Here is a 20,690-nt window from a genome sequence, read left to right as displayed (position 1 = left end):
TATCTCCTGAGCTATATTTCCCACCCTCAACCTCTCCTAAAAGAAGAGGGAGCTTTAAGTACTGTAACGCATTAAATTCACGACAGTCTCCCTCCTTGAAGAAGGGAGACTTAGAGGGAGGTAGCGCTTTACTTAATAGGCTTCATTTTCACTGCGAAGCACTTCAACCAATCGAGTAAAGTCTTCTGGCCACGGCGCTTCAAACATCATTTCTTCGCCTGTACGCGGATGCACCAACCCAAGTTTGGCTGCATGTAAAGCCTGACGCTTAAAGCTACGTAACATATCTGTTAATTTCGCTGAAGCACCTGCCGGGAAACGCACACGATTGACATACACTGGATCACCCACCAAACCATGTCCCAAATAGCTGAAATGGACACGGATCTGGTGGGTACGCCCTGTTTCAAGCTGAGCCTGTACACGGGTAAAGTCACGGAAGCGCTCTTTCACATTATAATGTGTCACGGCATCACGACCGCCCGGTAAGATCGCCATTTTGACACGATCCACTGGATGACGTTTGATCGGCTCATCAATGGTGCCACCCGCAATAATATTGCCATACGCAACCAGATCATAAACGCGATAAACCGTTTTCTTAGCCAATTGCTTGCTGAGAGAAAATTGCGCTTCTAGATTTTTAGCAACTACCAGTAAGCCACTGGTGTCTTTATCAATACGATGTACCAGACCAGCACGAGAAAGTTCGGCAAGTTTTGGCTCATGATAAAGCAATGCATTTACCAAGGTACCTGTCGGATTCCCTGCACCTGGGTGCACCACCATGCCCACTTCTTTATTGATCACGATGATATCGTCATCTTCATAGACAATATTTAAAGGAATATTTTCAGGCTGGCTTGAAGTTTGCGCTTCAAGTTCAACTTCAAGCGTGAGTAGCTCATTTCCCTCACAGCGGTACTTTGGCTTAACAATGTTACCATTTACCAACAGATGACCATCTTTCATCCATTGCTTAAGTTTTTCCCGTGAAAACTCGCTCCACACCAATGCGGCAACCTGATCAATACGTTGCCCTAAATAGTTTTCATCGAGTTGAATTTGCAACGATAAACGTGTTGCAGTTGAGTCAGAATTATGATTATCTGCATCGACAGAATCTTCGAGTAAGAAATCTGTTTCAGAGATGTTTGAATTGGAAGATTGTGCTGAAGTCATTTGATGATCGGTACAAAAATGGTTTAATAGCACCATTGTAGCTCATTGCCCAGAATAACAGAGGAGTTTTTATGTCGCTACCACGTTATAAAATTACGGTGCTTGCACTATCTTTAGGTGTAGCGTCTGCATTTGTGGGCTGTAGCAGCAATCCAAGTAAGAAAGAAGTGGTTGATAAAGGACCACAATCAAGTGAACAAGTTTATTTCGAAAAAGCGCAAAAATCACTTGAGCGTAATCAATATACCGATGCGGTTAAATCACTTGAAGCGTTAGATACCTACTATCCAACGGGTCAATATACTCAACAGGCACAGCTTGAGCTTCTCTACGCGAAATTCAAACAAAAAGATTATGAAGGTACGATTGCGCTTGCAGAGCGTTTTATTCGTTTAAATCCTCAACATCCAAATGTTGATTATGCTTACTACGTTCGTGGTGTAGCCAACATGGAAATGAATTACGACAGCTTGATTCGCTACACTTCACTCCAGCAATCACACCGTGATGTCAGCTATGTCAAAGTGGCTTATCAAAACTTTGTCGACCTGATCCGTCGTTTCCCAAGTAGCCAATATTCAGTTGATGCCGCACAGCGCATGAAATTTATTGGTCAGGAACTTGCTGAAAGTGAAATGAATGCAGCACGTTTCAATATTGAACGTAAAGCATGGTTGGCTGCGGCTGAACGCGCACAATGGGTGATTGAACATTACCCACAAACCCCGCAAACACCTGAAGCTTTAGCAACTTTGGCATATAGCTATCAAAAACTTGGTGATCAGGCGACTTCTCAACAATACGTTGAAATCCTAAAGCTGAATTATCCAAATTTAGTTAAATCAAATGGTGAAGTTAATTTACGTGCAGCACGTAAAGAAGGTAGCTGGGTCAATCGTGCGACTTTAGGTCTATTAGGACGCGAGTCTCAAACTGTAGAAGTCAAAGATGAAGCAAGTGGTGAATCTGAACAACGCAGTTTAACCAACCGCTTAAGTTTTGGTTTACTAGGCAAACCAGCGACTGAACAATCTGCTGCGCCAGAACCTGCGGCTGCTCCAGAAGCACCAGCAAATGCAGAAAAACCAAGCTGGAAAAATCGTTTAAGCTTTGGGCTATTAGATAAGCCAGAAGCAAAAACAACAGCTGAGGATGATGCTGCAAACTAATTTGCAATCATCTGATACACCAAACAGGCAAGTCTCACTTGCCTGTTTTTTATTTTATGCAACAATGATTCCTGACATTTTTTGCACTGCAATACTGCAATAATGTTTCACTCCCTGTCTGAAATGGTTAAACACACATGGCAATTCCACAGCATACGATTGATCAAATTCTAGATCGAACCGACATTGTCGATTTGATCGGTCAACGTGTGAAGTTAAAAAAGACGGGGCGTACCTACTCTGGCTGTTGTCCATTTCATCAGGAAAAATCGCCTTCTTTCCACGTCTATCGTGACAAGCAGTACTACCACTGCTTCGGTTGTCAGGCCAATGGGAATGCCATCCGCTTCCTGATGGATATCGACGGTCGTAACTTTGTTGATGTAATGAAAGAGCTGTCCAATAAGACAGGTGTCGACCTCCCCAAAGATAATCACGACAATAAAAAACTCTCTTATAAACGTAGTCCACAACAAGCCGCTACACCTACACCTCAGCCAGTAAAACCAGCACCAGAAAATCCAGTCGCACCACCTGTAGTCGATGAATTTATCGATGGACATTTTGTCGATATGGATCGTGTGATGGATGATCCTTTTGCCCAGTTTGATCCATCATTCAACATGGATGAACAGGTACAGGAAGGTAATCTTTATGATCTGCTGGAAAATGTGGCGCAGTTTTATGAACGCCAGTTACCAAATAGTCAAAAAGCTCAACACTATTTCAGACAACGCGGTCTCTCGGCACAAACCATTCAATTCTGGCGTTTAGGTTATGCACCAGAAGACTGGCAGCATCTTGAAAAAGCTTTTCCACAAGATATTGAAGGCTTAAAACAGCTCGGCCTGATTCGATCGAGTGACAGCGGTCGGGATTTTGACTTATTACGTGAACGGGTTATTTTCCCGATTCGTGATCATAAAGGTCGTGTGGTCGGTTTTGGTGGCCGTGCGCTCAATGACGAAATTAAACCCAAATACATTAACTCGCCTGACTCTGAAGTGTTCCATAAAAACCAGTTGCTTTACGGTCTATACGAAGGCCGTAAACTGAAAGCCAATGACTGGTTGATGGTGGAAGGCTATATGGATGTGATTGCCTTACAGCAATACGGTATCAATGGTGCCGTCGCAACACTTGGAACGGCGAGTAATGCAGATCACTTAACCACGTTATTTAAACAAAATTCTAGAATTACTATTGCCTTTGATGGTGATGCCGCAGGACAAAAGGCCGCGCGACGTACCTTGGAAATCGCACTGCCACTACTCAATGATGGTCGTGAATTAAAATTCTTTGTTTTGCCCAACGAACATGATCCTGACTCACTGATCCGCCGTGAAGGTCTGGAAAATTTCCAGAAATTGCTACAGCAAGCGCCCCTGTTATCTGACTTTGTGTTTGCCCATTTAACTGGACAGCATGATGTCAGCACACCTGAAGGCAAAAGTCTGGTGATGGGTGAACTGCGTGAATTGACTGAATTATTGCCTAAACATGGTTCATTTCGTTATTTGTTGAGTCAATCTTTCCGTGAAAAGTTAGGATTAGGAAAACGTTTTACCCCACAAGTCAGTCATGATGCCTCCTTATCTTTTAACATTCAGACCAAAGATGAAGATTTCGCGGTGGCGATTTTGATGCACCACCCCTTCTTGTACATTCATTTTGAAGAATTACGTGCGGTGATTGATCAAGATGAACTGTTGGCAAAAATTTTAGCTGTATTGAATATTGTCTTTGATGAATTGCCTGATGATCAGGAGCTGGCGACCTATTATGTGCTGGGTGCATGTAGTAGTTATAGTCATGAGCTGGCTGATATTATGCAACGCACCAATATTCAGTCATTAACTCAGGCGCCTGAAATTGCAGATAAACTTGCCAAAGAATACGCATTGGGATTACAAGAAAAATATCTGCGATTAAAACTTAAATCACCCATTTCTTTGATCGAATCGCGCAATTTACGTCAGCAATTAAATGAACTGACCAAACAGATTAGTTTGCGATTGCTATCTTAGCACCGCAAACTTACTGTCTCGGTTTACGTTCGTGCTCGAACACGTCTTGTAAATGCTGCTGTAGCCATTCGAAATAATCAGGATTTTCTGCTTTAGCAGCTTCTCGTAACAAGATTGAAGTCGGATGCATTAACTTTTGTGTTAAACGATGCGCGAACTCTTGTAACACCTGCTCTGCGGCATGACCATGCTGTAATGATTCCATCGCATGAGCCAGCTCTTTTTGGCTTACTTCTTCGCTATGCTGGCGATAGGCCTGAATCGTACCACTCGCCTCTTTGACTTTTTGCTGGGTCATCAATTGGGTTGCCAATTGATTAACCATAATCTCGGCTTCAACCGCAGCTTGACGACGTTGTGCCAGATTTTCATCAATCACACTTTGCAAATCATCAACGCCATACAAATACACGTTATCCAGAGATTCAACTTTCGGGTCAATATCACGTGGCACAGCCAGATCGACCATGAGCATCTGTTGATAGCGGCGTTTTTTCAATGCCGTTTTGACGTCTGAATATTCAATCACTTGATGCAAACTACCTGTACAACTTGAGATGACGTCTGCTCTATGCAAATTCTGTGCAAGTTCAGTAAAAGGAATAATTTCAACATCGACCTGATGGGCAATTTCCTGTGCCAGAATATCTGCACGTTCACGGCTACGGTTACAGATCAGAATCTTCGCTACCCCCATTTCCGCAAGGTGTTTAGCGACTAAACTATTCATTTCACCCGCAGCCACAACCATCACAGTCAATTTTTCTGGACGACTAAACACTTGCAAGGCCAACTGAGCAACCGCATAACCCATTGAAACTGCATGACTTCCGACAGAGGTTTCAGAACGAACCCGCTTGGCTGCATAAAAGGCATATTCAAAGACACTATTTAGCTCAGGTGAAACCGTTTCGGCATCTTTTGACAGCGCCAGAGCACTTTTCACCTGCCCTAAAATCTGAGGTTCGCCCAGCATCAACGAGTCTAAACCACTGGCAACACGCATCAAATGTGTAACAGCCTGAGCATTCTCGTAACGATAAACATGATGAATTAACTGTTTTACATCAATATTATTCACTTGGGCCAGCCAGTTCAGGACGCTATCCGCATCTTCTGTCATGGCATACACTTCGGTACGGTTGCAAGTCGACACCACCACAAGGTCATTCAAGGATGACTTCTGGTTTTGTTCAAGCAATAGCGCAGCTAATCGCTCTGCATTGAAAGCAATTTGTTCACGAAGTTCAACAGAAGCTGTTTGATGGTTGACACCCAATGCAAAGAAAGACATATCAGATCATCATTTCGCTAAATTTATGTTATTGTGCAACATCGGTGTCATAAAAAGCATTACTTTGGATCAATAAAAATTGCGTCAGCTATATCGCCGTACCCTTTTTAGCGGCAAGACGATTAGACGGTATTCTACCACAATCTTGTTGTTAGGTAGCATGAGCTCTTATGTCTCTGCACAAGCAATACACGACATGTATGCAGAGAACAGCTTTGAAAATGCTTTACAACAGAGCATGGTTGCTGAATTTTCTCTTGCTTATGATGATATTGCAACCGCTCTACACAATTATACTGTGCTTGCGATTCGTAGTAATTCAACCACAATCAAGCAGCGCGCCTTAGATGTTGCCTTAGAATATAATGACTTACAGTCTGCCTTAGATATTGCAACGCACTGGGTTGAGCAAGAGCCTAAAGATGTACCTGCGCTATTTTATTTATCGCATATCGCACTCAAAACGCATGAGTACGAGCTTGCGGCAAAAACACTGGATAAAATTTTAAATATTGATCCAACGGCTGATCTGGAAGAAATTTTAGCCGGGATTGCACCCGAACAGGCACAAGACCGCGAAGTCCTCTTAAATGCCCTGCGTGCTAGCGAAGAACGTAACAATCCCTCTATTCTTGCCTTGATTGCAGGTTTAGAAGCACAGGATGGCTTATACGAGCAAGCGCTCAAAAATATTAATCGGGCCTTACGAAAACGCTCAAAAACCACCAGTTTCATTTTAATGAAAGCCAATCTGCTCATGGCTTTGCAAGATGATGAAGAAACACAAAAATGGTTTGCCAAGGCAAGTCGAAAAAATAAAAACAATATTGATATTCGTCTGGCAGAAGCACGCTATTACATTCAAATCAATCAGCAGCAGCAAGCTTTAGACAAACTTGAAGATATTATTCAAGATCATCCCAAAGCGGAAGAAGCACTGTTTATTGCAGGTTTGACCAGTATTGACTTGAAGCAATATGAAAAAGCCGAGCAATATCTGGTAGAGCTGCGTTCGTCTGCCAAATATCAAAATGAAGCCTATTACTATCTAGCAATCAATGCTCAGCGCAAACAACATTATGAAACGGCAAAGGCTTATTATCGTCTGGTGGATGGCAGCCTTTATATCGTTTCACGACGTAATATGATTGCGATTTTTGAGAAACAGGACCAGTTGAATGATGCCTTACGCTTCCTGACGCAGGAACGTGTTAACTATCCTCAACATGCCAGTTTCCTGTATCAGGCACAGGCCGATATTTTAAAGAAAATGGATAATAAAAAGGCTGCTTTGGCTTTGCTGGATGAAGCCATCAAGAATTTACCTGATGATCCTGAACTGATTTATGCTGAAGTCCTGTTACTTGATCCATATACAGATCGAGACAAACTCGACAAAACCTTGAAGCAATTGCTCATTCTTGAACCCAATAGCCCAACCTATCTAAATGCGTATGCCTATACATTGGCTTTGCAAAACCGTCGCCTTAAAGAAGCACGTAAATATGCAGAGCTAGCGCTGGACTTTGCCCCTGAACAGGCATCAATCCTCGATACACTGGGCTACATCGCCTTCTTACAAAATGACTTTGATACTGCTGCCAAAGTTTTAGGTCAGGCTTATTCACTGAGTCAAAATGTGAATATTGGTGTTCGCTATGCCAAAGCATTGTATATGCAAGGTGCACTCACGCAATTTAGCGAGGTGTTACAGCAATTGAAACAAAAACATGCCAATGCCCCACAATTACAACAGCTTGATAGCTTAATCTTACCCATCACTGTAAAAAAGAGTTAAATCCATGCGCGTGTTTTCAAAATTATGCTTTGCCGTGTGTAGCAGTAGCATTTTATTTTTAACGGGTTGTCAGAGTTTGAGCCAGCCGAATAAAGTGATGACTTCGCCACAAGTACAAGATGAAAATAATTTTAACCTGCAAGGCAAGATTGGTGTGCGCACACCACAACAGTCTGGCAGCGCGTTTTTCACGTGGGTACAACAACAAGATCAATTTGATATTGAATTGACAGGTATTCTCGGCGTGGGGAAAACCCAGATAGAAGGCAAACCAGGGCAAGTCACTTTAAATAGTGCTAAAACAGGCTTGATTACGGCAGCAACACCAGAAGAATTACTTGAGAAAGCAACTGGTTGGCAAGCACCGATTATGCATCTTGCTTACTGGATTCAAGCGAAACCAGCAACTCAGAATGCTCAGGTGAGTAAAGATGAACAAAATCGCCTTAAGCAACTGATTGAAGATGGCTGGACGGTAGATTTTAGTTATAACGATGCTCAAACGCTTCCGAATAAGCTTTTGTTGAAGCAAGCACTTGCAGAAGGTAAAGAAAACCGTATTACAATGGTGATTCAAAACCGATAATTTTTTAGATTATTTTTTATGATTAGAGTGCCTTCCCCAGCCAAGTTGAATTTATTTCTGCACATCACAGGTCGTCGTGAAAATGGTTACCATGAATTACAGACCATTTTTCAGTTGATTGATTTATACGACTGGATGACTTTTGAACCACATGCGGAAGAAAATATTCAGATTGAAGGTCTGGCAGAAGTACAGCTCGAACAGAATTTAATCTATCGCGCTGCACAGCTCTTACGTCCGCATGCAAACAAACCTTGTGGACTGAATATTCGGATTGAAAAAAATATTCCGATGGGTGCTGGGCTGGGTGGCGGTTCATCCAATGCGGCAACGACCCTGATTGTACTGAATCAGCTCTGGCAATGTGACTTAACTGAACAGCAACTTGCCGACTATGGCGTGCAACTGGGTGCAGATGTCCCGATCTTTGTTTTTGGTCGTAATGCATGGGCAGAAGGCATCGGTGAACATTTATCATTCATAGACTTAGCTCAAAAAAAATTCATAATCCTGAAACCTGACTGTTTTATCAGCACTCAACAGCTTTTTTCGCAAAAAACATTGACAAGAGACTCTAAGATCACTAAATTTTGCGCCTATCAGATAGAACCTTCTAATTTTGGAAATAACTTTGAACCTCTGGCTCGACAGTTGTATCCCGAAGTAGATGAAGCAATGCAATATTTAGATCAGTTTGGTCTAGCAAAGCTTACAGGTACAGGTGCTTGTGTTTTTATTGAAGTAACCAGTGAAATGGATACAGCGCAAATTTTGCAAAACTCGCCTTGTAAATCTTACTTGGTCAACAGTTTAGCAGAGTCTCCGTTAAGACATTTCTCAGTTACACGTTAGGGGCGTCGCCAAGTGGTAAGGCACCGGGTTTTGATCTCGGCATCCGTTGGTTCGAATCCAGCCGCCCCTGCCATATCTTTAGACAGACTTGTTTTGTATCGATATTTGCTCAAATATATTGACATTGTCATATAAAACGATTAAAGTTCTGCCGCATTAGGGGCGTCGCCAAGTGGTAAGGCACCGGGTTTTGATCTCGGCATCCGTTGGTTCGAATCCAGCCGCCCCTGCCATATAATAGATTGTTTCCAAATTACCCGTTGGAAAAATTAAAAATTTTTCCCTTGCGCTCGGTCGAAGCATAGCTTCGCTTAACCCTCGCTCAGGTGCTTCATGCCCAATCTTGTCGTTTTTAGTGGAAGTGCTCATCCACAGTTCGCCCAAAAAGTCGTAAGCCATTTACATATCCCACTCGGTGCTGCTTCTGTAAGCAAGTTCTCTGATGGGGAAATTTCAGTTGAAATTACTGAAAATGTTCGTGGTAAAGACGTTTTTATCGTTCAATCTACTTGTGCCCCTACCAATGATAACCTGATGGAAATCCTGGTAATGGCTGATGCTTTGCGTCGTGCAAGTGCTGGTCGTATCACTGCAGTGATTCCTTACTTCGGTTATGCACGTCAGGACCGTCGTCCGCGTTCTGCCCGTGTACCAATTACTGCGAAAGTTGTTGCAGACATGCTTACAACTGTTGGTATTGACCGTGTGGTAATGATTGACTTACACGCAGACCAAATTCAAGGCTTCTTCGATATCCCTGTTGACAACATTTACGGTACGCCAGCATTACTTGCTGACTTACGTCAACAACAACATCACAATCTCGTTGTGGTTTCACCTGACGTTGGTGGTGTTGTTCGTGCCCGTGCTGTTGCTAAACAAATGGGTGATATCGATTTAGCAATCATCGATAAACGTCGCCAAAAAGCAAATGAATCACAAGTGATGCATTTGATTGGTGATGTAAAAGATCGTGACTGTGTCATCGTTGATGACATGGTAGATACAGCAGGTACGCTTTGCAAAGCTGCCGATGCACTAAAACAGTTTGGTGCTCGCCGTGTTGTTGCCTATGCAACTCACCCTGTTTTATCTGGCAAAGCCATTGATAACCTTCGTAACTCTGTCATTGATGAATTGGTTGTTACTGACACCATTCCTCTTTCAGATGAAGCATTGAGCTTAGGCAAAATTCGCCAAGTTTCTGTTGCTAGCATGGTTGCTGAAACAATTCGTCGTATCAATAACGAAGAATCTATTAGCGCAATGTTCGATAGTTATCTATAATAGCCCAGCTTTTTTCTTAAACCCTAGCTCGCTAGGGTTTTTCTATCACTAAACTGGTCGCAAGTTTAGTTACTTAAACTCCAATGAGGATATGCCCATGGCAAACTTCGTATTAAACGCTCAAGCACGTGAAGCTGCACTACAAGGGAAAGGTGCGAGCCGCCGCCTTCGTCACGCAGCACAAATTCCAGCAATCATCTATGGTGGTAGCGCTGAGCCTGTAACAATCACTTTAGAGCTTCGTGAAATCACTAAAGCTTTAGAAAACAACGCTTTCTTCGAAGAAGTTATCGAAATCAAAATCGGTGACAAAGTTGAAAACGTTAAAATCCAAGCGTTACAACGTCACCCAGCTAAAAACACTCCTATGCACGCTGACTTCAAACGCGCATAAGTGTTAAAGGCGTAAATTAGTGTCAAATATTTCGCTAATTGTTGGTTTGGGTAATCCTGGAAAGGAATATACCCAAACCCGCCATAATGCAGGTTTCTGGTTCGTTGAACAGCTTGCAGACCGTTATGGCATTTCCCTAAAAGCTGATCCAAAATTTCATGGATACAGCGGTCGTGGTCAAATTGAAGGTCATGACGTTCGTTTATTACTTCCTACCACTTTTATGAACCGTTCTGGTCAAAGTGTTGCCCCTTTCGCCAAATTTTATCAGGTTGCACCAGAAGCAATTTTAATTGCCCATGATGAGCTGGATATGGATCCTGGCGTAATCCGTTTAAAAACGGGTGGCGGACACGGCGGACATAATGGTCTCCGTGATATCGTTCCTCATATTGGCGCTAATTTCCATCGCTTACGCATTGGAATTGGACATCCAGGTTCCAAAGAACGTGTTTCTGGTCATGTGCTCGGCAAAGCTCCTAGCAGTGAACAAGCTTTAATGGATGCAGCAATTGATCATGCCCTATCAAAAGTGAAAATGCTTGTTGATGGACAAGTTTCACAGGCAATGAATCAAATTAACGCTTACAAATCCGCTTAAACTGAATTGTTGATCAATCACGCTTGCCATATTGCATTTTTAAGCGCAAAATGCGCATCAAACCGCCCATAGCCCGCGGAAAACGTGACAAGTCAACCATAAGATATTGATCTTAGGTCTTACTCAGGAGACGCTAGCCATGCTATCTCGTTTATTAAAATGTAAAATTCACCGTGCAGTTGTGACTCATGCAGAGCTTCATTATGAAGGTTCTTGTGCAATTGATGGCGTATTAATGGACTTAGCAGGGATTCGTGAATACGAAGAAATCCACGTATGGAACGTCACTAATGGCAAACGTTTCACCACTTACGCAATTCGCGGTGAAGACGACTCAGGCATCATTTCAGTGAATGGTGGCGCAGCACATCAAGCTGATGTCGGTGATTTAGTGATTATTGCAACTTTCGGTGACTTCACTGAAGTTGAAGCAAATCTTCATAAACCACGCCTCGTTTATGCAAACCCAGACAACACAGTGAATCACACAGCAAACTGTATTCCTGTGCAAATTGCATAAGCAATAAAAAAAGATTCCCAAAAAGCCATGCCTTGCCATGGCTTTTTTATTGGCTCAACAAATCTTGCCTCCCTACATACAAAAACACCTAAAAATCAGCTCATGTTTTACGCAACCCCACTTGTAAAACCGTGCTAGGCCTTATTCAATAAATAGACAATAACGATAATTTGAATAATATGGATATTCTTAACATCCTGAACAAAACAGCACTGTTTAATGAACTCGATCACAGTGCCTTAGCCTCCTTAACAACGCATTGTCATATTTGTTATTTACAAACTGGACAGCAGCTTTACTGTGTCAATGATCTGGCTGATCATGTTTATGTGATTGCTTATGGACGTATAAAATTCACCACACCTGCGGGTTTACTGAACTATTATGGGCGGAATGAAATCGTGGGTGAAACAGGTGTTATTTCTAACCAGCCTCATCATGGTACAACCAATGCAGTGCGTGATACTGCACTGGTCGGCATTCCACAACAGCAATTCATTGAGTTTATTAATCAGCACCCGAAAGTATTATTTGCCTTGTCTCGCTTGATTATTCATCGATCCCAACCTGATCAGCAACTCACTCATGCCATGGGACATAGTCGTACCCTTTCCGTCATCCCTGTTTCTTCACAAATTCCAGCCACTCACCTTGCAGAAAAGCTAACAGAACATCTACAACGTTGGCCACAAGTCCGTCTAGTCACAGCCGCGCATGTCGATGCCTTATTTGGAGCAGGATTTAGTCAAACCCCGCTCGACTATGGCGCGGATGATCTTCAGCTTCGCCAATGGTTAGCCAGTCTGGAAGAAAAACATTGCTATGTACTATATGCCGCTGACAGCAATGAAGATGAATGGTCTAAACGCTGTTTACATCAGGCAGATCGTATTTTAATTCTGGCAGAAGCCAATCAAACCCCAACCCATACCAAATTAGTTGAGGTGTTAAATCAACATGACTGGCAAAGCCCTATCGAGTTAGTACTACTCCGTTCTGAAGGTGATCCTTCCCCACATACCCTGATCTGGAAACAGCTCTATCATGCCCGCGCCCATTATTTTATTCATCCTTGGGCTCAGGCTGATATCTGTGCGGTTGCCCGTCAGATTTCCAGTCAAGGCGTCGGTTTAGTGCTGGGTGGTGGTGGCGCACGGGGTTTTGCCCATATCGGTCTGATTCGTGCACTGGAACAATTACACATTCCGATTGATATTGTTGGTGGTACCAGCATGGGCGCCTTTGTTGCTGCCCTTGTGGCTTGTGGATTTGATAGTGTTGAAATGACCCATATTGCTTATGAAACGTTTGTGGCACGTAATTATCTCAATGATTACACCATGCCACGCGTCTCATTGATTCGGGGCCAACGTTTCCATAGTCGCTTGCATGCCATTTTTGGACATCGGCGAATTGAGGAACTCCGACAAACCTATTACTGCATTTCCACCAACCTCACCACAGGTCAAGCAGTGATTCATGATCAAGGTGAACTTGCGACTTGGGTCGGAACCAGTATGAGTGTACCCGGCGTTGCGCCACCTGTGGCTTGGCATGAAAACCTGCTCTGTGATGGAGGTGTGATCAACAACCTTCCCACCGATGTGATGCAAAATCTGGAAAGAGGTACCATCATTGCCAGTAATGTCAGCTTACATGATGATATTCGAGTGCCGGGTATTGGTCTGGAAGAACCCGATCAAAGTGCGCTACTCAACTGGAATAAAATTATTAAAGATAAGCTACTACATGCCCCCAAACTGGCAGAAATCTTAATGCGCACGGCAACTTTAGCCAGCGATACCATGATTCAAACCGCAGCGATTGAGCGGGCAAATTTGCATGTGCGTATGCCCATTGCTGGCATTGGCATGTTTGACTGGCATAAACTTGATGAACTGGTTGAACGTGGTTATGACCATGCGCTAGAAATGTTAGTCCCGATTCGAGAAACCCTTCCCTATTCTTGATTGAAGCATTACGATCCAGCAACAGATGACTGAATCTGGTAACGATCTAGTAAAGTATCTAAATAGTGATACGTTTCCGGATCTAATTGCTGCATATAGCCATCTAGAATACGGTGACATTGCCGCTGTTTATCGATCGGCATACGACGCATAATATCGAAAGTCACCTCCCACTGTGAACGCAATAATGACGCATAAGCAATATGATGCAGTACCTGCTCATCAATTTGTGCAATTGCCAATGCGACCGCTTCCCTTGCCTCATCTTGCATATAATTGACAATCACCAGCATATCCGCCCATAAATCACAACGATCAGCGGCTTCCACAATGCTTTGGATAATTTCAACACGTCTTAAGGCTGGCAGGTTGGCAACAAAATCTTGTGCATGTGCAGATAAACATGCCACCACAGGCAACATATCTTCCCACAACTGGTCTTCCTGAGTAGCCTGAATAATGGCATTGATCACAGGCTCACCTTGCTGAACAGCTAAATCACCTAGCTCCTGCTTGAGTCCATAACTGATGTAGCTCATCAAGGCCAATACTTTGGGCCACAACAAACGCTGTGCGGGATCACCAATAATCAGTAAAGCCTTTTCAATTCTCTCTCGGGGTAAGACATGCACCAAATGATCAATCTGTTCTCTGGATTCAATATAAAAAGCGATTTCCAATAAATCACTTTCATTCTCTACGATCTGCGCCACATCCTGTAATACCGCGTCAGATAACATACTGACAAAACGCCCTATGGTGACAAAATCCCGTTGTTCGAGTAGAACTTGGGTAATATCAGTAATCTGATGAGTCGTCAGGTAACTCAGTAGCTCTCTCGCCAAGCGTGGATCCAGATACACCGCAATTGCTGCAATTGTTTTTGCAGGTAAATGCTTGGCAATACGGTAAGAGCTTTCTGTAGAGAGATACACTGCAATTTGCGCCACAATAAAAGGCTCTAAAAAATGCTTTACCCAGAAAATACTGATCCAGCGGGGCAACCAGTTCACCCAAGTTGCTAAATGACGAAAACGGCTTTTTTGCTGGCTTTGCAATAACTCCAATATCGCAAAACGAAATTGCCTGAGATTTTCAGGGGCCAGAACCTGCATAAAGGCCAATTGTTGCTCTGGTACATTTAGGATTCGGGCAAGTTTAATGATTTCAGCCTGCACAGCGAGACGTGTCATAACATTGCTCCATCATGATTTGGGCTTAAATAACCACCGTAAAAAAAACGGGATTTGATACAGCCGTTGATTCATTTTCTGATCTTCATTTTCTATGGTTTGGCGTAATTGCTGATTGAGCCAAGCTAAATCCTGTTGAGACAATTGTGAAAATGCTTTTAGACTCATGACAGGTCGATGTAATTGTTGTGCCAGTTGTTCTAATTCGGTTTTATCAGCCTTTTCCATATAGCGCTTACTCCGCATTATTGTTGTTTTATCTTTTCAGTGTATGCCCAATTCAAATGGATTGCCAGTTTCACAGATCATGAGAAAAATTTGCGCTACGTCTCAGCAATTTTCTTCATTTTTATAGAACGATACATTCTATAAAAAGTTCCCTTTTCACTTAAAAATCTGGCTATAATCGAAGGACATCGCTTCAGGGCGGGGTGAAATTCCCCACCGGTGGTAAGTCAGGCATGACCATAAAATGACCTGATCAGCCCACGAGCCTGTATATATTTTTATATACTCGCAGATTTGGTGAGATTCCAAAGCCGACGGTATAGTCCGGATGAAAGAAGACGAAACCACCGAAACACTCTTTTGGGTTGTTTTTGTGCACGCTTATTTTTACATCAGTCCTGAAATGTTCAACCGTATCCTATTTACGAGAGCGTTTCATTATGTCCAGTTTAATCCAACCCGAACTTTTCTTTTCAGCCCTTTCTCCTGCTGAACAACGTATTCAACAAGCTTTAGAAGATATCCGCCAAGGCAAGCCTGTTTTGGTCATGGATGATTTTGATCGTGAAAATGAAGCTGACCTGATTATTGCTGCTGAGACCTTAACAGTCGAAACCATGGCACAAATGATTCGTGATGGTTCAGGCATTGTATGCCTATGTTTGACTGAGGCACAGGCAGATCATTTAGAACTTCCACCAATGGTAGTTGATAACTCAAGCCAGTTTAAAACTGCGTTTACCGTGACCATTGAAGCTGCTCAAGGCGTAACGACAGGTGTATCTGCAAAAGATCGTGTGACGACAGTTTTAGCTGCAACTAAAGATGGTGCTGTTGCCAGCGACCTGAGCCGCCCAGGCCATGTTTTCCCGCTACGCGCACGTGAAGGTGGTGTTCTGACCCGTCGTGGTCATACCGAAGGTACGATTGATCTGGCTCGTCTGGCAGGTTTAAAACCTTCTGGTGTCTTGTGCGAGTTGACCAATCCTGATGGTTCTATGGCGTCTGGTATTCAAGTGTTAGCGTATGCTCAAACACATGGCTTGACCGTGATTAGCATTGAAGAACTGGTTCAATACCGTTTAAAACATAATGTCTGATGAGATATGATAAAAAAGCCTCGAATGATCGAGGCTTTTTTATTGCATGGTTTTTAAGAGACTTTTCGCTCTGCATTCAGTTCAGCCACCGTTGCAATTAACTGGCTAAATTGAGAAATTTGCGTTAACGGCTGTGCCTGAGCTAACTCATCTGCCCGACCATAACCATAATTAACGGCAATGGTTTCAATTCCATTAACACGCGCACCAATAATGTCATATTGGCGATCACCGACCATGATACATTGCTGGGCATCTAAATGTTCTTGCTCAAGAATATAGGCTATCAAATCTGCTTTATTGGTCCGCTCACCTGTCAGCTCGCTACCATAGATTGCTGTAAAATACTGATCTAGCTTGAAATGAGCCAAAATTTGTTTGGCAAAGACTACAGGCTTAGCCGTTGCAAGAAATAGTCTATAGCCTTCCGCCTGTAATTGCTGCAATGTTTCTGCGACTGACGGATAAACTTCATTTTCGAATAGACCTGTTACTGAAAAACGTTCACGGTAAGCCAGTAATGCCTGCTCAGCCAGCTCATCATCTTGGGTATTCAGTAGTTTTGCCAAAGAAGCTTTTAAGGGCGGACCAATCGTCCAGTCCAGATCCACATCATCAGTCAAAGGCTGACCTAACTTTTGCAAAGCAAAACGAATTGAACCATGAATTCCTGTTTTAGGGTCAGTTAAAGTCCCATCTAAATCGATTAGAATATTTTTGATCGTCATTCGTTCAATCTCTTGCAGCCTTACACAACATAGTCGAGAGTTTCTCGAAACTTCCCTATACTACCGTATATTGAAGACTAAAAGGAAATTGCAGTGCGTCCGACCGTGCTTTGTTTTTCAGGTTTAGATCCATCTGGCGGTGCTGGCTTACAAGCAGATATTGAAGCAATTGGACAAAGTGGTGCGCATGCAGCGATTGCATGTACTGCTTTAACCATTCAAAACTCGCAGCAAGTATTTGGCTTTGAAGCCACATCAAAAGAATTACTGCTCGCACAAGCCAACGCCGTGGTCGGTGATTTACCAATTAAATGTGTAAAGTCTGGCATGTTGGGCACAACCGATAATATTGCTGCACTGGCGGAATTTTTACGCGCTCATCCCGACTATTTATATGTACTTGACCCTGTGCTGGTAGCCAATAGCGGCGGATCGCTCGGCGATCAGGCCACACTGGTAAAAGCCTTTGTCGAGTTAATCCCTTTAGCAACTGTAATCACGCCTAATACGGTTGAGCTGAGAGCTTTAACTGGGATTGAAGATATTGAACAAGCAACAGAAAAGCTGTTCGAAATGGGTGCCAAAGCCATTTTAGTCAAAGGCGGTCATGAAGACACGCCAGATCACATTCGTAATGTCCTCTATGCTGAAGGTAAAATGATTGCCGAAAGCCGTTGTCCACGTCTGGAAGGTCAATATCATGGTTCAGGTTGTTCTCTCGCAAGCTTCATTGCAGGTCGTCTAGCACTCGGTGATTCATTAAAAATTGCCGTTCAGCATGCAGAAACATGGTTATTTGGCGTGCTTAAGCAGGCAGAAATACCTGTACCCAATGGGCAAAAGATTCCAAAACGCTTTTAAGCGCCCCAGAAATCGTTAATTTTTTCAAAAAATTTTTATTAAAAAAGGCGCATCAAGCGCCTTTTTTATATTCACAGATTATTGTGGAATACGTAAAACTTGTCCTGGGAAAATATCATCTGCATTTTTAAGTAATGGACGATTCGCCTCAAAGATCTTGTTGTACTGGTTTGGATCGCCATAATATTCTTTTGAAATCTTAGACAGGTTGTCACCTGATTTCACCGTATAGAATTTACTTTCTGGCTCAGGCGCTTCTACAGTCATCTGATCATCCACTTGCGCTACATGATCAATATTACCCACTGCCAATACGATCTTTTCTTTATCTGCCTGACTTTTTACCTGCCCTTTAATCGTTGCAGTATCCGTCGTGCCGTTATACGTTACAGATAAGCCTTCAACCCCAAGACCTAAACTTTTAATCAAACCTAATAATTTATTTGCAATCTCTTGAGCTGATGGTTCAGCTGGTGTTGCTGGCGCAGCTTGTGGCTCTGCTGGTGCTGTATTTTTCTTACCGATACCTTTAACAAAATCAAAAAGACCCATTGTTATTACCTCTGTAATTATTAATCTCAAATCGTCAAAATAGACTTACTTTAGTTATACCGAAAAAAAAAGTGACTCAAGTTTCAATTTAAGGCGGTCTTGTAAATATATGTATATCCACTAAAACCAAGAGATATTTATTCTCTTTTCATTTCAGGACATATAAAAAAAGCCACCTGACGGTGGCTTTTTTATCATGCAAGATGATTAACCAAGTTTCTTAGTTACGTAATCGATTGCAGATTGAACAGTTGTGATTTCATTTGAATCTTCATCTGGAATCGTGATGTCAAAATCGTTTTCGAAAGACATTACAAGTTCAACCAAATCTAAAGAGTCAGCACCTAAGTCATCCATGAAAGATGCTTCGTTTTTAATCTCTTCAGCACGCATACCTAATTGTTCAGCTACAGCTTGTTTAATGCGTTGTTCGATATCGCTCACAGGAATTCTCCTCATTGCTTGTGGCGTTTTAATTTGCCACTAGTTTAATTGAATATAAAAATTTTTAAAAGTTTATACATCGCCAGTTAGGCCATGTATAGACCACCATTTACGTGTAAAACTGTACCAGTAATGTAACTAGCCTTATCGCTGGCAAGGAAACTCACTGCATTAGCAATATCTTGAGGTTCACCTAAACGATTTAAAGCTACTTGATCAGTCATTTTTTTACGAATCTCTTCGCTTAACTGATCAGTCATTTCAGTGGCAATGAAACCAGGTGCAACACTGTTCACTGTAATCTGACGGCTACCCATTTCTTTAGCCAAGCTACGACTGAATGCTTCAATCCCTGCTTTTGCTGCCGAGTAGTTCGCTTGTCCAGGGTTCGAAAAATGTGCAACCACTGAACTAATATTAATAATGCGGCCAAAACGTGCTTTGGTCATGCCTTTCAATACACGCTTAGATAAGCGGTATACGGCTTTCAGATGAATATTGAGAATATCATCCCAGTCATCTTCAGACATACGAAGCAGCAAGTTATCTTTGGTAATGCCTGCATTGTTAACCAATACCAGTACCGAACCATATTTTTGTTCGATATCTGAAACCAGTGCATCAATCGCAGCGCCATCACGCACGTCAAGTACAGCACCTGCGCCATGTTCAGCAAAGCTTTCTGTCAGCTTTTGCGCGCCTGATTCAGAAGTTGCGGTACCAACCACAAAAAAACCGTCTTGAATGAGTTGCTGTGCAATTGCAGCGCCAATACCACGGCTTGCTCCTGTCACTAACGCAACTTTTCGTTGTTGTGTCATGCAATTTTTCCTTCTGCCACTAACACTGCGTTTAGGGCATCTTCCATACGTGCTTTGCTATCAATGGCAAATGCTTTTTCTATGTTCGGTAATCGCTTTGCAAGATTACTCAATACCGTACCTGGTCCACATTCAACCATGTACTGGATACCCTGATCTTGCAGATATTGCATGGTACGTGTCCATTGAACCGACTGGTACAATTGAGCTGTTAATGCCTGACGTAACTGAGCAACATCTGTCGCGATTTCCGCGTTGACATTTTGTATTACAGGAAGGCATGGTAGCTCAATGGCAGTTTGTTCCAAAGCTTCAGCAAACTTTTCTGCTGCTGGCTTCATCAATGTGCAATGTGAAGGTACTGAAACTGGCAATGCAATCGCTTTACCAGACTGCTCTTTTGCTTCAGCCATCACCTGCTGAACCAATGCAGCGCTACCAGCGATAACAACTTGACCTTGTGCATTGTAATTTGCAGCTTCAACAGAACCTTGGCCCGCAGCAGAAACCTTTTCACAAAGTTCAACCACTTTGTCATCTGCCAAGCCAAGAATTGCTGCCATTGCGCCTTCACCTTGAGGAACAGCGCTCTGCATTAATTTACCGCGTAAATGAACCAGTTTAACCGCATCAGCTAAAGTCATGGCCTCTGCCGCAACAAGCGCACTGTATTCCCCTAAAGAGTGCCCAGCAAGGTACTTTGGCACAATTCCACCCAGTTCTAACCACACACGCCATAAGGCAATGCTTGCAGTTAATAACACAGGTTGGGTATTTTCAGTCTGGTCTAAACCTTCACCGCTCTGGGCAATATGCCAAAGATCAAAACCGATTGCTGCTGATGCTTCTGCAAATGTATCTTGAACGACACTAAATTGCTCTGCTAGTTCAGCCAACATACCTGCTTTTTGTGAACCCTGACCAGGAAAAACAAATGCTGTTTTTGTTGCTTGAGCAGCCTGCTCAAGTCGCTTAGTCGACATATAAAAATCCTTAAAATGGTCTATCGCCAATTTCATCAACACTCATGATTCTACATGAGAATGACAACAGACTCTTTTCCGATGCGGCAATTTACCATTG

At 42.8% G+C, this 20,690-nt stretch carries 21 protein-coding genes, 2 tRNA genes and 1 riboswitch; of the genes, 14 read left to right on the top strand and 9 right to left on the bottom strand.

The window, feature by feature from the left end:
* Positions 1-132: 132 nt before the first annotated feature.
* The gene (rluD, locus tag A9Z07_RS04805; RefSeq protein WP_069577357.1) at positions 133-1,182 is read right to left on the bottom strand and encodes a 23S rRNA pseudouridine(1911/1915/1917) synthase RluD; all 1,050 of its coding nucleotides are present in this window, start codon (positions 1,180-1,182) and stop codon (positions 133-135) included.
* A 71-nt stretch (positions 1,183-1,253) separates the two neighbouring features.
* On the opposite strand from rluD, the gene A9Z07_RS04800 reads away from it, so the two are divergent.
* Together A9Z07_RS04800 and A9Z07_RS04795 are read left to right on the top strand one after the other, a co-directional pair.
* Positions 1,254-2,351: an outer membrane protein assembly factor BamD gene (locus tag A9Z07_RS04800; RefSeq protein ID WP_004770913.1), complete on the top strand. Its 1,098-nt coding sequence runs from the start codon at positions 1,254-1,256 to the stop codon at positions 2,349-2,351.
* Between the two features lie 137 nt (positions 2,352-2,488).
* On the top strand, positions 2,489-4,378 hold the full coding sequence (locus A9Z07_RS04795; protein WP_047431112.1) for a DNA primase: 1,890 nt from the start codon (positions 2,489-2,491) through the stop codon (positions 4,376-4,378).
* Between the two features lie 10 nt (positions 4,379-4,388).
* On the opposite strand, the gene hemA is transcribed toward A9Z07_RS04795, so the two are convergent.
* Positions 4,389-5,672, bottom strand: coding sequence for a glutamyl-tRNA reductase (gene hemA, locus A9Z07_RS04790; protein ID WP_004770911.1), 1,284 nt, complete (start codon positions 5,670-5,672; stop codon positions 4,389-4,391).
* A gap of 79 nt (positions 5,673-5,751) precedes the next feature.
* On the opposite strand from hemA, the gene A9Z07_RS04785 reads away from it, so the two are divergent.
* The 10 genes from A9Z07_RS04785 to A9Z07_RS04740 all read left to right on the top strand — a co-directional run bounded on the left by A9Z07_RS04785 (position 5,752) and on the right by A9Z07_RS04740 (position 13,680).
* Positions 5,752-7,470 (top strand): tetratricopeptide repeat protein, encoded by a 1,719-nt coding sequence (locus tag A9Z07_RS04785; RefSeq protein ID WP_069577307.1) that lies wholly within the window; start codon positions 5,752-5,754, stop codon positions 7,468-7,470.
* A gap of 4 nt (positions 7,471-7,474) precedes the next feature.
* Positions 7,475-8,056 (top strand): lipoprotein insertase outer membrane protein LolB, encoded by a 582-nt coding sequence (lolB, locus tag A9Z07_RS04780; RefSeq protein WP_004770909.1) that lies wholly within the window; start codon positions 7,475-7,477, stop codon positions 8,054-8,056.
* Between the two features lie 18 nt (positions 8,057-8,074).
* Entirely contained in the window at positions 8,075-8,908 is an 834-nt protein-coding gene (gene ispE, locus A9Z07_RS04775; RefSeq protein ID WP_069577302.1) for a 4-(cytidine 5'-diphospho)-2-C-methyl-D-erythritol kinase, read from the top strand.
* Positions 8,907-8,981, top strand: a tRNA-Gln gene (locus A9Z07_RS04770). The genes ispE and A9Z07_RS04770 overlap by 2 nt, the downstream gene beginning before the upstream one ends.
* Before the next feature lie 85 nt (positions 8,982-9,066).
* Positions 9,067-9,141: transfer RNA gene (locus A9Z07_RS04765), tRNA-Gln, on the top strand.
* 100 nt (positions 9,142-9,241) lie between these two features.
* On the top strand, positions 9,242-10,195 hold the full coding sequence (locus A9Z07_RS04760) for a ribose-phosphate pyrophosphokinase (protein WP_004770906.1): 954 nt from the start codon (positions 9,242-9,244) through the stop codon (positions 10,193-10,195).
* A gap of 97 nt (positions 10,196-10,292) precedes the next feature.
* The gene (gene rplY / locus A9Z07_RS04755; RefSeq protein ID WP_004770904.1) at positions 10,293-10,589 is read left to right on the top strand and encodes a 50S ribosomal protein L25; all 297 of its coding nucleotides are present in this window, start codon (positions 10,293-10,295) and stop codon (positions 10,587-10,589) included.
* 19 nt (positions 10,590-10,608) lie between these two features.
* Positions 10,609-11,190: an aminoacyl-tRNA hydrolase gene (gene pth, locus A9Z07_RS04750; RefSeq protein WP_062847603.1), complete on the top strand. Its 582-nt coding sequence runs from the start codon at positions 10,609-10,611 to the stop codon at positions 11,188-11,190.
* A 139-nt stretch (positions 11,191-11,329) separates the two neighbouring features.
* On the top strand, positions 11,330-11,710 hold the full coding sequence (gene panD / locus A9Z07_RS04745; protein ID WP_004655255.1) for an aspartate 1-decarboxylase: 381 nt from the start codon (positions 11,330-11,332) through the stop codon (positions 11,708-11,710).
* Between the two features lie 179 nt (positions 11,711-11,889).
* On the top strand, positions 11,890-13,680 hold the full coding sequence (locus A9Z07_RS04740) for a patatin-like phospholipase family protein (protein WP_069577297.1): 1,791 nt from the start codon (positions 11,890-11,892) through the stop codon (positions 13,678-13,680).
* An 8-nt stretch (positions 13,681-13,688) separates the two neighbouring features.
* On the opposite strand, the gene A9Z07_RS04735 is transcribed toward A9Z07_RS04740, so the two are convergent.
* Complete coding sequence (locus tag A9Z07_RS04735; RefSeq protein ID WP_069577293.1) at positions 13,689-14,873, bottom strand: hypothetical protein; 1,185 nt, start codon at positions 14,871-14,873, stop codon at positions 13,689-13,691.
* Positions 14,874-14,885: 12 nt separating this feature from the next.
* Positions 14,886-15,101: a hypothetical protein gene (locus A9Z07_RS04730; protein WP_069577287.1), complete on the bottom strand. Its 216-nt coding sequence runs from the start codon at positions 15,099-15,101 to the stop codon at positions 14,886-14,888.
* A 186-nt stretch (positions 15,102-15,287) separates the two neighbouring features.
* Positions 15,288-15,445: riboswitch (FMN riboswitch) on the top strand.
* A 96-nt stretch (positions 15,446-15,541) separates the two neighbouring features.
* On the opposite strand from A9Z07_RS04730, the gene ribB reads away from it, so the two are divergent.
* Entirely contained in the window at positions 15,542-16,201 is a 660-nt protein-coding gene (gene ribB / locus A9Z07_RS04725) for a 3,4-dihydroxy-2-butanone-4-phosphate synthase (protein WP_069577282.1), read from the top strand.
* A gap of 53 nt (positions 16,202-16,254) precedes the next feature.
* Here the strand turns inward: ribB and A9Z07_RS04720 are convergent, their stop codons facing one another.
* Positions 16,255-16,929 carry an HAD-IA family hydrolase gene (locus A9Z07_RS04720; protein ID WP_005256326.1) on the bottom strand — a complete coding sequence of 225 codons (675 nt, stop codon included), beginning with the start codon at positions 16,927-16,929 and terminating at the stop codon, positions 16,255-16,257.
* Positions 16,930-17,022: 93 nt separating this feature from the next.
* On the opposite strand from A9Z07_RS04720, the gene A9Z07_RS04715 reads away from it, so the two are divergent.
* Positions 17,023-17,790 carry a hydroxymethylpyrimidine/phosphomethylpyrimidine kinase gene (locus tag A9Z07_RS04715; RefSeq protein WP_069577279.1) on the top strand — a complete coding sequence of 256 codons (768 nt, stop codon included), beginning with the start codon at positions 17,023-17,025 and terminating at the stop codon, positions 17,788-17,790.
* A 78-nt stretch (positions 17,791-17,868) separates the two neighbouring features.
* Here the strand turns inward: A9Z07_RS04715 and lysM are convergent, their stop codons facing one another.
* The 4 genes from lysM to fabD form a co-directional block, all read right to left on the bottom strand.
* Positions 17,869-18,342, bottom strand: a complete 474-nt coding sequence (gene lysM / locus A9Z07_RS04710; protein WP_004770891.1) for a peptidoglycan-binding protein LysM — start codon at positions 18,340-18,342, stop codon at positions 17,869-17,871.
* Between the two features lie 207 nt (positions 18,343-18,549).
* Positions 18,550-18,786, bottom strand: coding sequence for an acyl carrier protein (gene acpP / locus A9Z07_RS04705; RefSeq protein ID WP_004655272.1), 237 nt, complete (start codon positions 18,784-18,786; stop codon positions 18,550-18,552).
* A gap of 86 nt (positions 18,787-18,872) precedes the next feature.
* Positions 18,873-19,607 (bottom strand): 3-oxoacyl-ACP reductase FabG, encoded by a 735-nt coding sequence (gene fabG / locus A9Z07_RS04700; RefSeq protein WP_069577275.1) that lies wholly within the window; start codon positions 19,605-19,607, stop codon positions 18,873-18,875.
* Entirely contained in the window at positions 19,604-20,590 is a 987-nt protein-coding gene (fabD, locus tag A9Z07_RS04695; protein ID WP_004770889.1) for an ACP S-malonyltransferase, read from the bottom strand. The genes fabG and fabD overlap by 4 nt, the downstream gene beginning before the upstream one ends.
* Positions 20,591-20,690 lie beyond the last annotated feature (100 nt).

Origin of the sequence: Acinetobacter sp. YK3, assembly GCF_001729365.1 — a bacterium.
Classification (GTDB): Bacteria; Pseudomonadota; Gammaproteobacteria; order Pseudomonadales; family Moraxellaceae; genus Acinetobacter; species Acinetobacter vivianii.
This window is presented reverse-complemented; position numbering and strand designations above follow the sequence as displayed.

Excerpts from the sequence above, each read along its gene's own strand:
- fabD (WP_004770889.1), bottom strand. The coding sequence starts at position 20,590 with ATGTCGACTAAGCGACTTGAGCAGGCTGCTCAAGCAACAAAAACAGCA.
- A9Z07_RS04795 (WP_047431112.1), top strand. The coding sequence starts at position 2,489 with ATGGCAATTCCACAGCATACGATTGATCAAATTCTAGATCGAACCGAC.
- fabG (WP_069577275.1), bottom strand. The coding sequence starts at position 19,607 with ATGACACAACAACGAAAAGTTGCGTTAGTGACAGGAGCAAGCCGTGGT.
- panD (WP_004655255.1), top strand. The coding sequence starts at position 11,330 with ATGCTATCTCGTTTATTAAAATGTAAAATTCACCGTGCAGTTGTGACT.
- rluD (WP_069577357.1), bottom strand. The coding sequence starts at position 1,182 with ATGACTTCAGCACAATCTTCCAATTCAAACATCTCTGAAACAGATTTC.
- A9Z07_RS04720 (WP_005256326.1), bottom strand. The coding sequence starts at position 16,929 with ATGACGATCAAAAATATTCTAATCGATTTAGATGGGACTTTAACTGAC.
- A9Z07_RS04740 (WP_069577297.1), top strand. The coding sequence starts at position 11,890 with ATGGATATTCTTAACATCCTGAACAAAACAGCACTGTTTAATGAACTC.
- ispE (WP_069577302.1), top strand. The coding sequence starts at position 8,075 with ATGATTAGAGTGCCTTCCCCAGCCAAGTTGAATTTATTTCTGCACATC.
- rplY (WP_004770904.1), top strand. The coding sequence starts at position 10,293 with ATGGCAAACTTCGTATTAAACGCTCAAGCACGTGAAGCTGCACTACAA.
- ribB (WP_069577282.1), top strand. The coding sequence starts at position 15,542 with ATGTCCAGTTTAATCCAACCCGAACTTTTCTTTTCAGCCCTTTCTCCT.
- lysM (WP_004770891.1), bottom strand. The coding sequence starts at position 18,342 with ATGGGTCTTTTTGATTTTGTTAAAGGTATCGGTAAGAAAAATACAGCA.
- A9Z07_RS04760 (WP_004770906.1), top strand. The coding sequence starts at position 9,242 with ATGCCCAATCTTGTCGTTTTTAGTGGAAGTGCTCATCCACAGTTCGCC.
- A9Z07_RS04735 (WP_069577293.1), bottom strand. The coding sequence starts at position 14,873 with ATGACACGTCTCGCTGTGCAGGCTGAAATCATTAAACTTGCCCGAATC.
- lolB (WP_004770909.1), top strand. The coding sequence starts at position 7,475 with ATGCGCGTGTTTTCAAAATTATGCTTTGCCGTGTGTAGCAGTAGCATT.
- A9Z07_RS04730 (WP_069577287.1), bottom strand. The coding sequence starts at position 15,101 with ATGGAAAAGGCTGATAAAACCGAATTAGAACAACTGGCACAACAATTA.
- hemA (WP_004770911.1), bottom strand. The coding sequence starts at position 5,672 with ATGTCTTTCTTTGCATTGGGTGTCAACCATCAAACAGCTTCTGTTGAA.
- A9Z07_RS04800 (WP_004770913.1), top strand. The coding sequence starts at position 1,254 with ATGTCGCTACCACGTTATAAAATTACGGTGCTTGCACTATCTTTAGGT.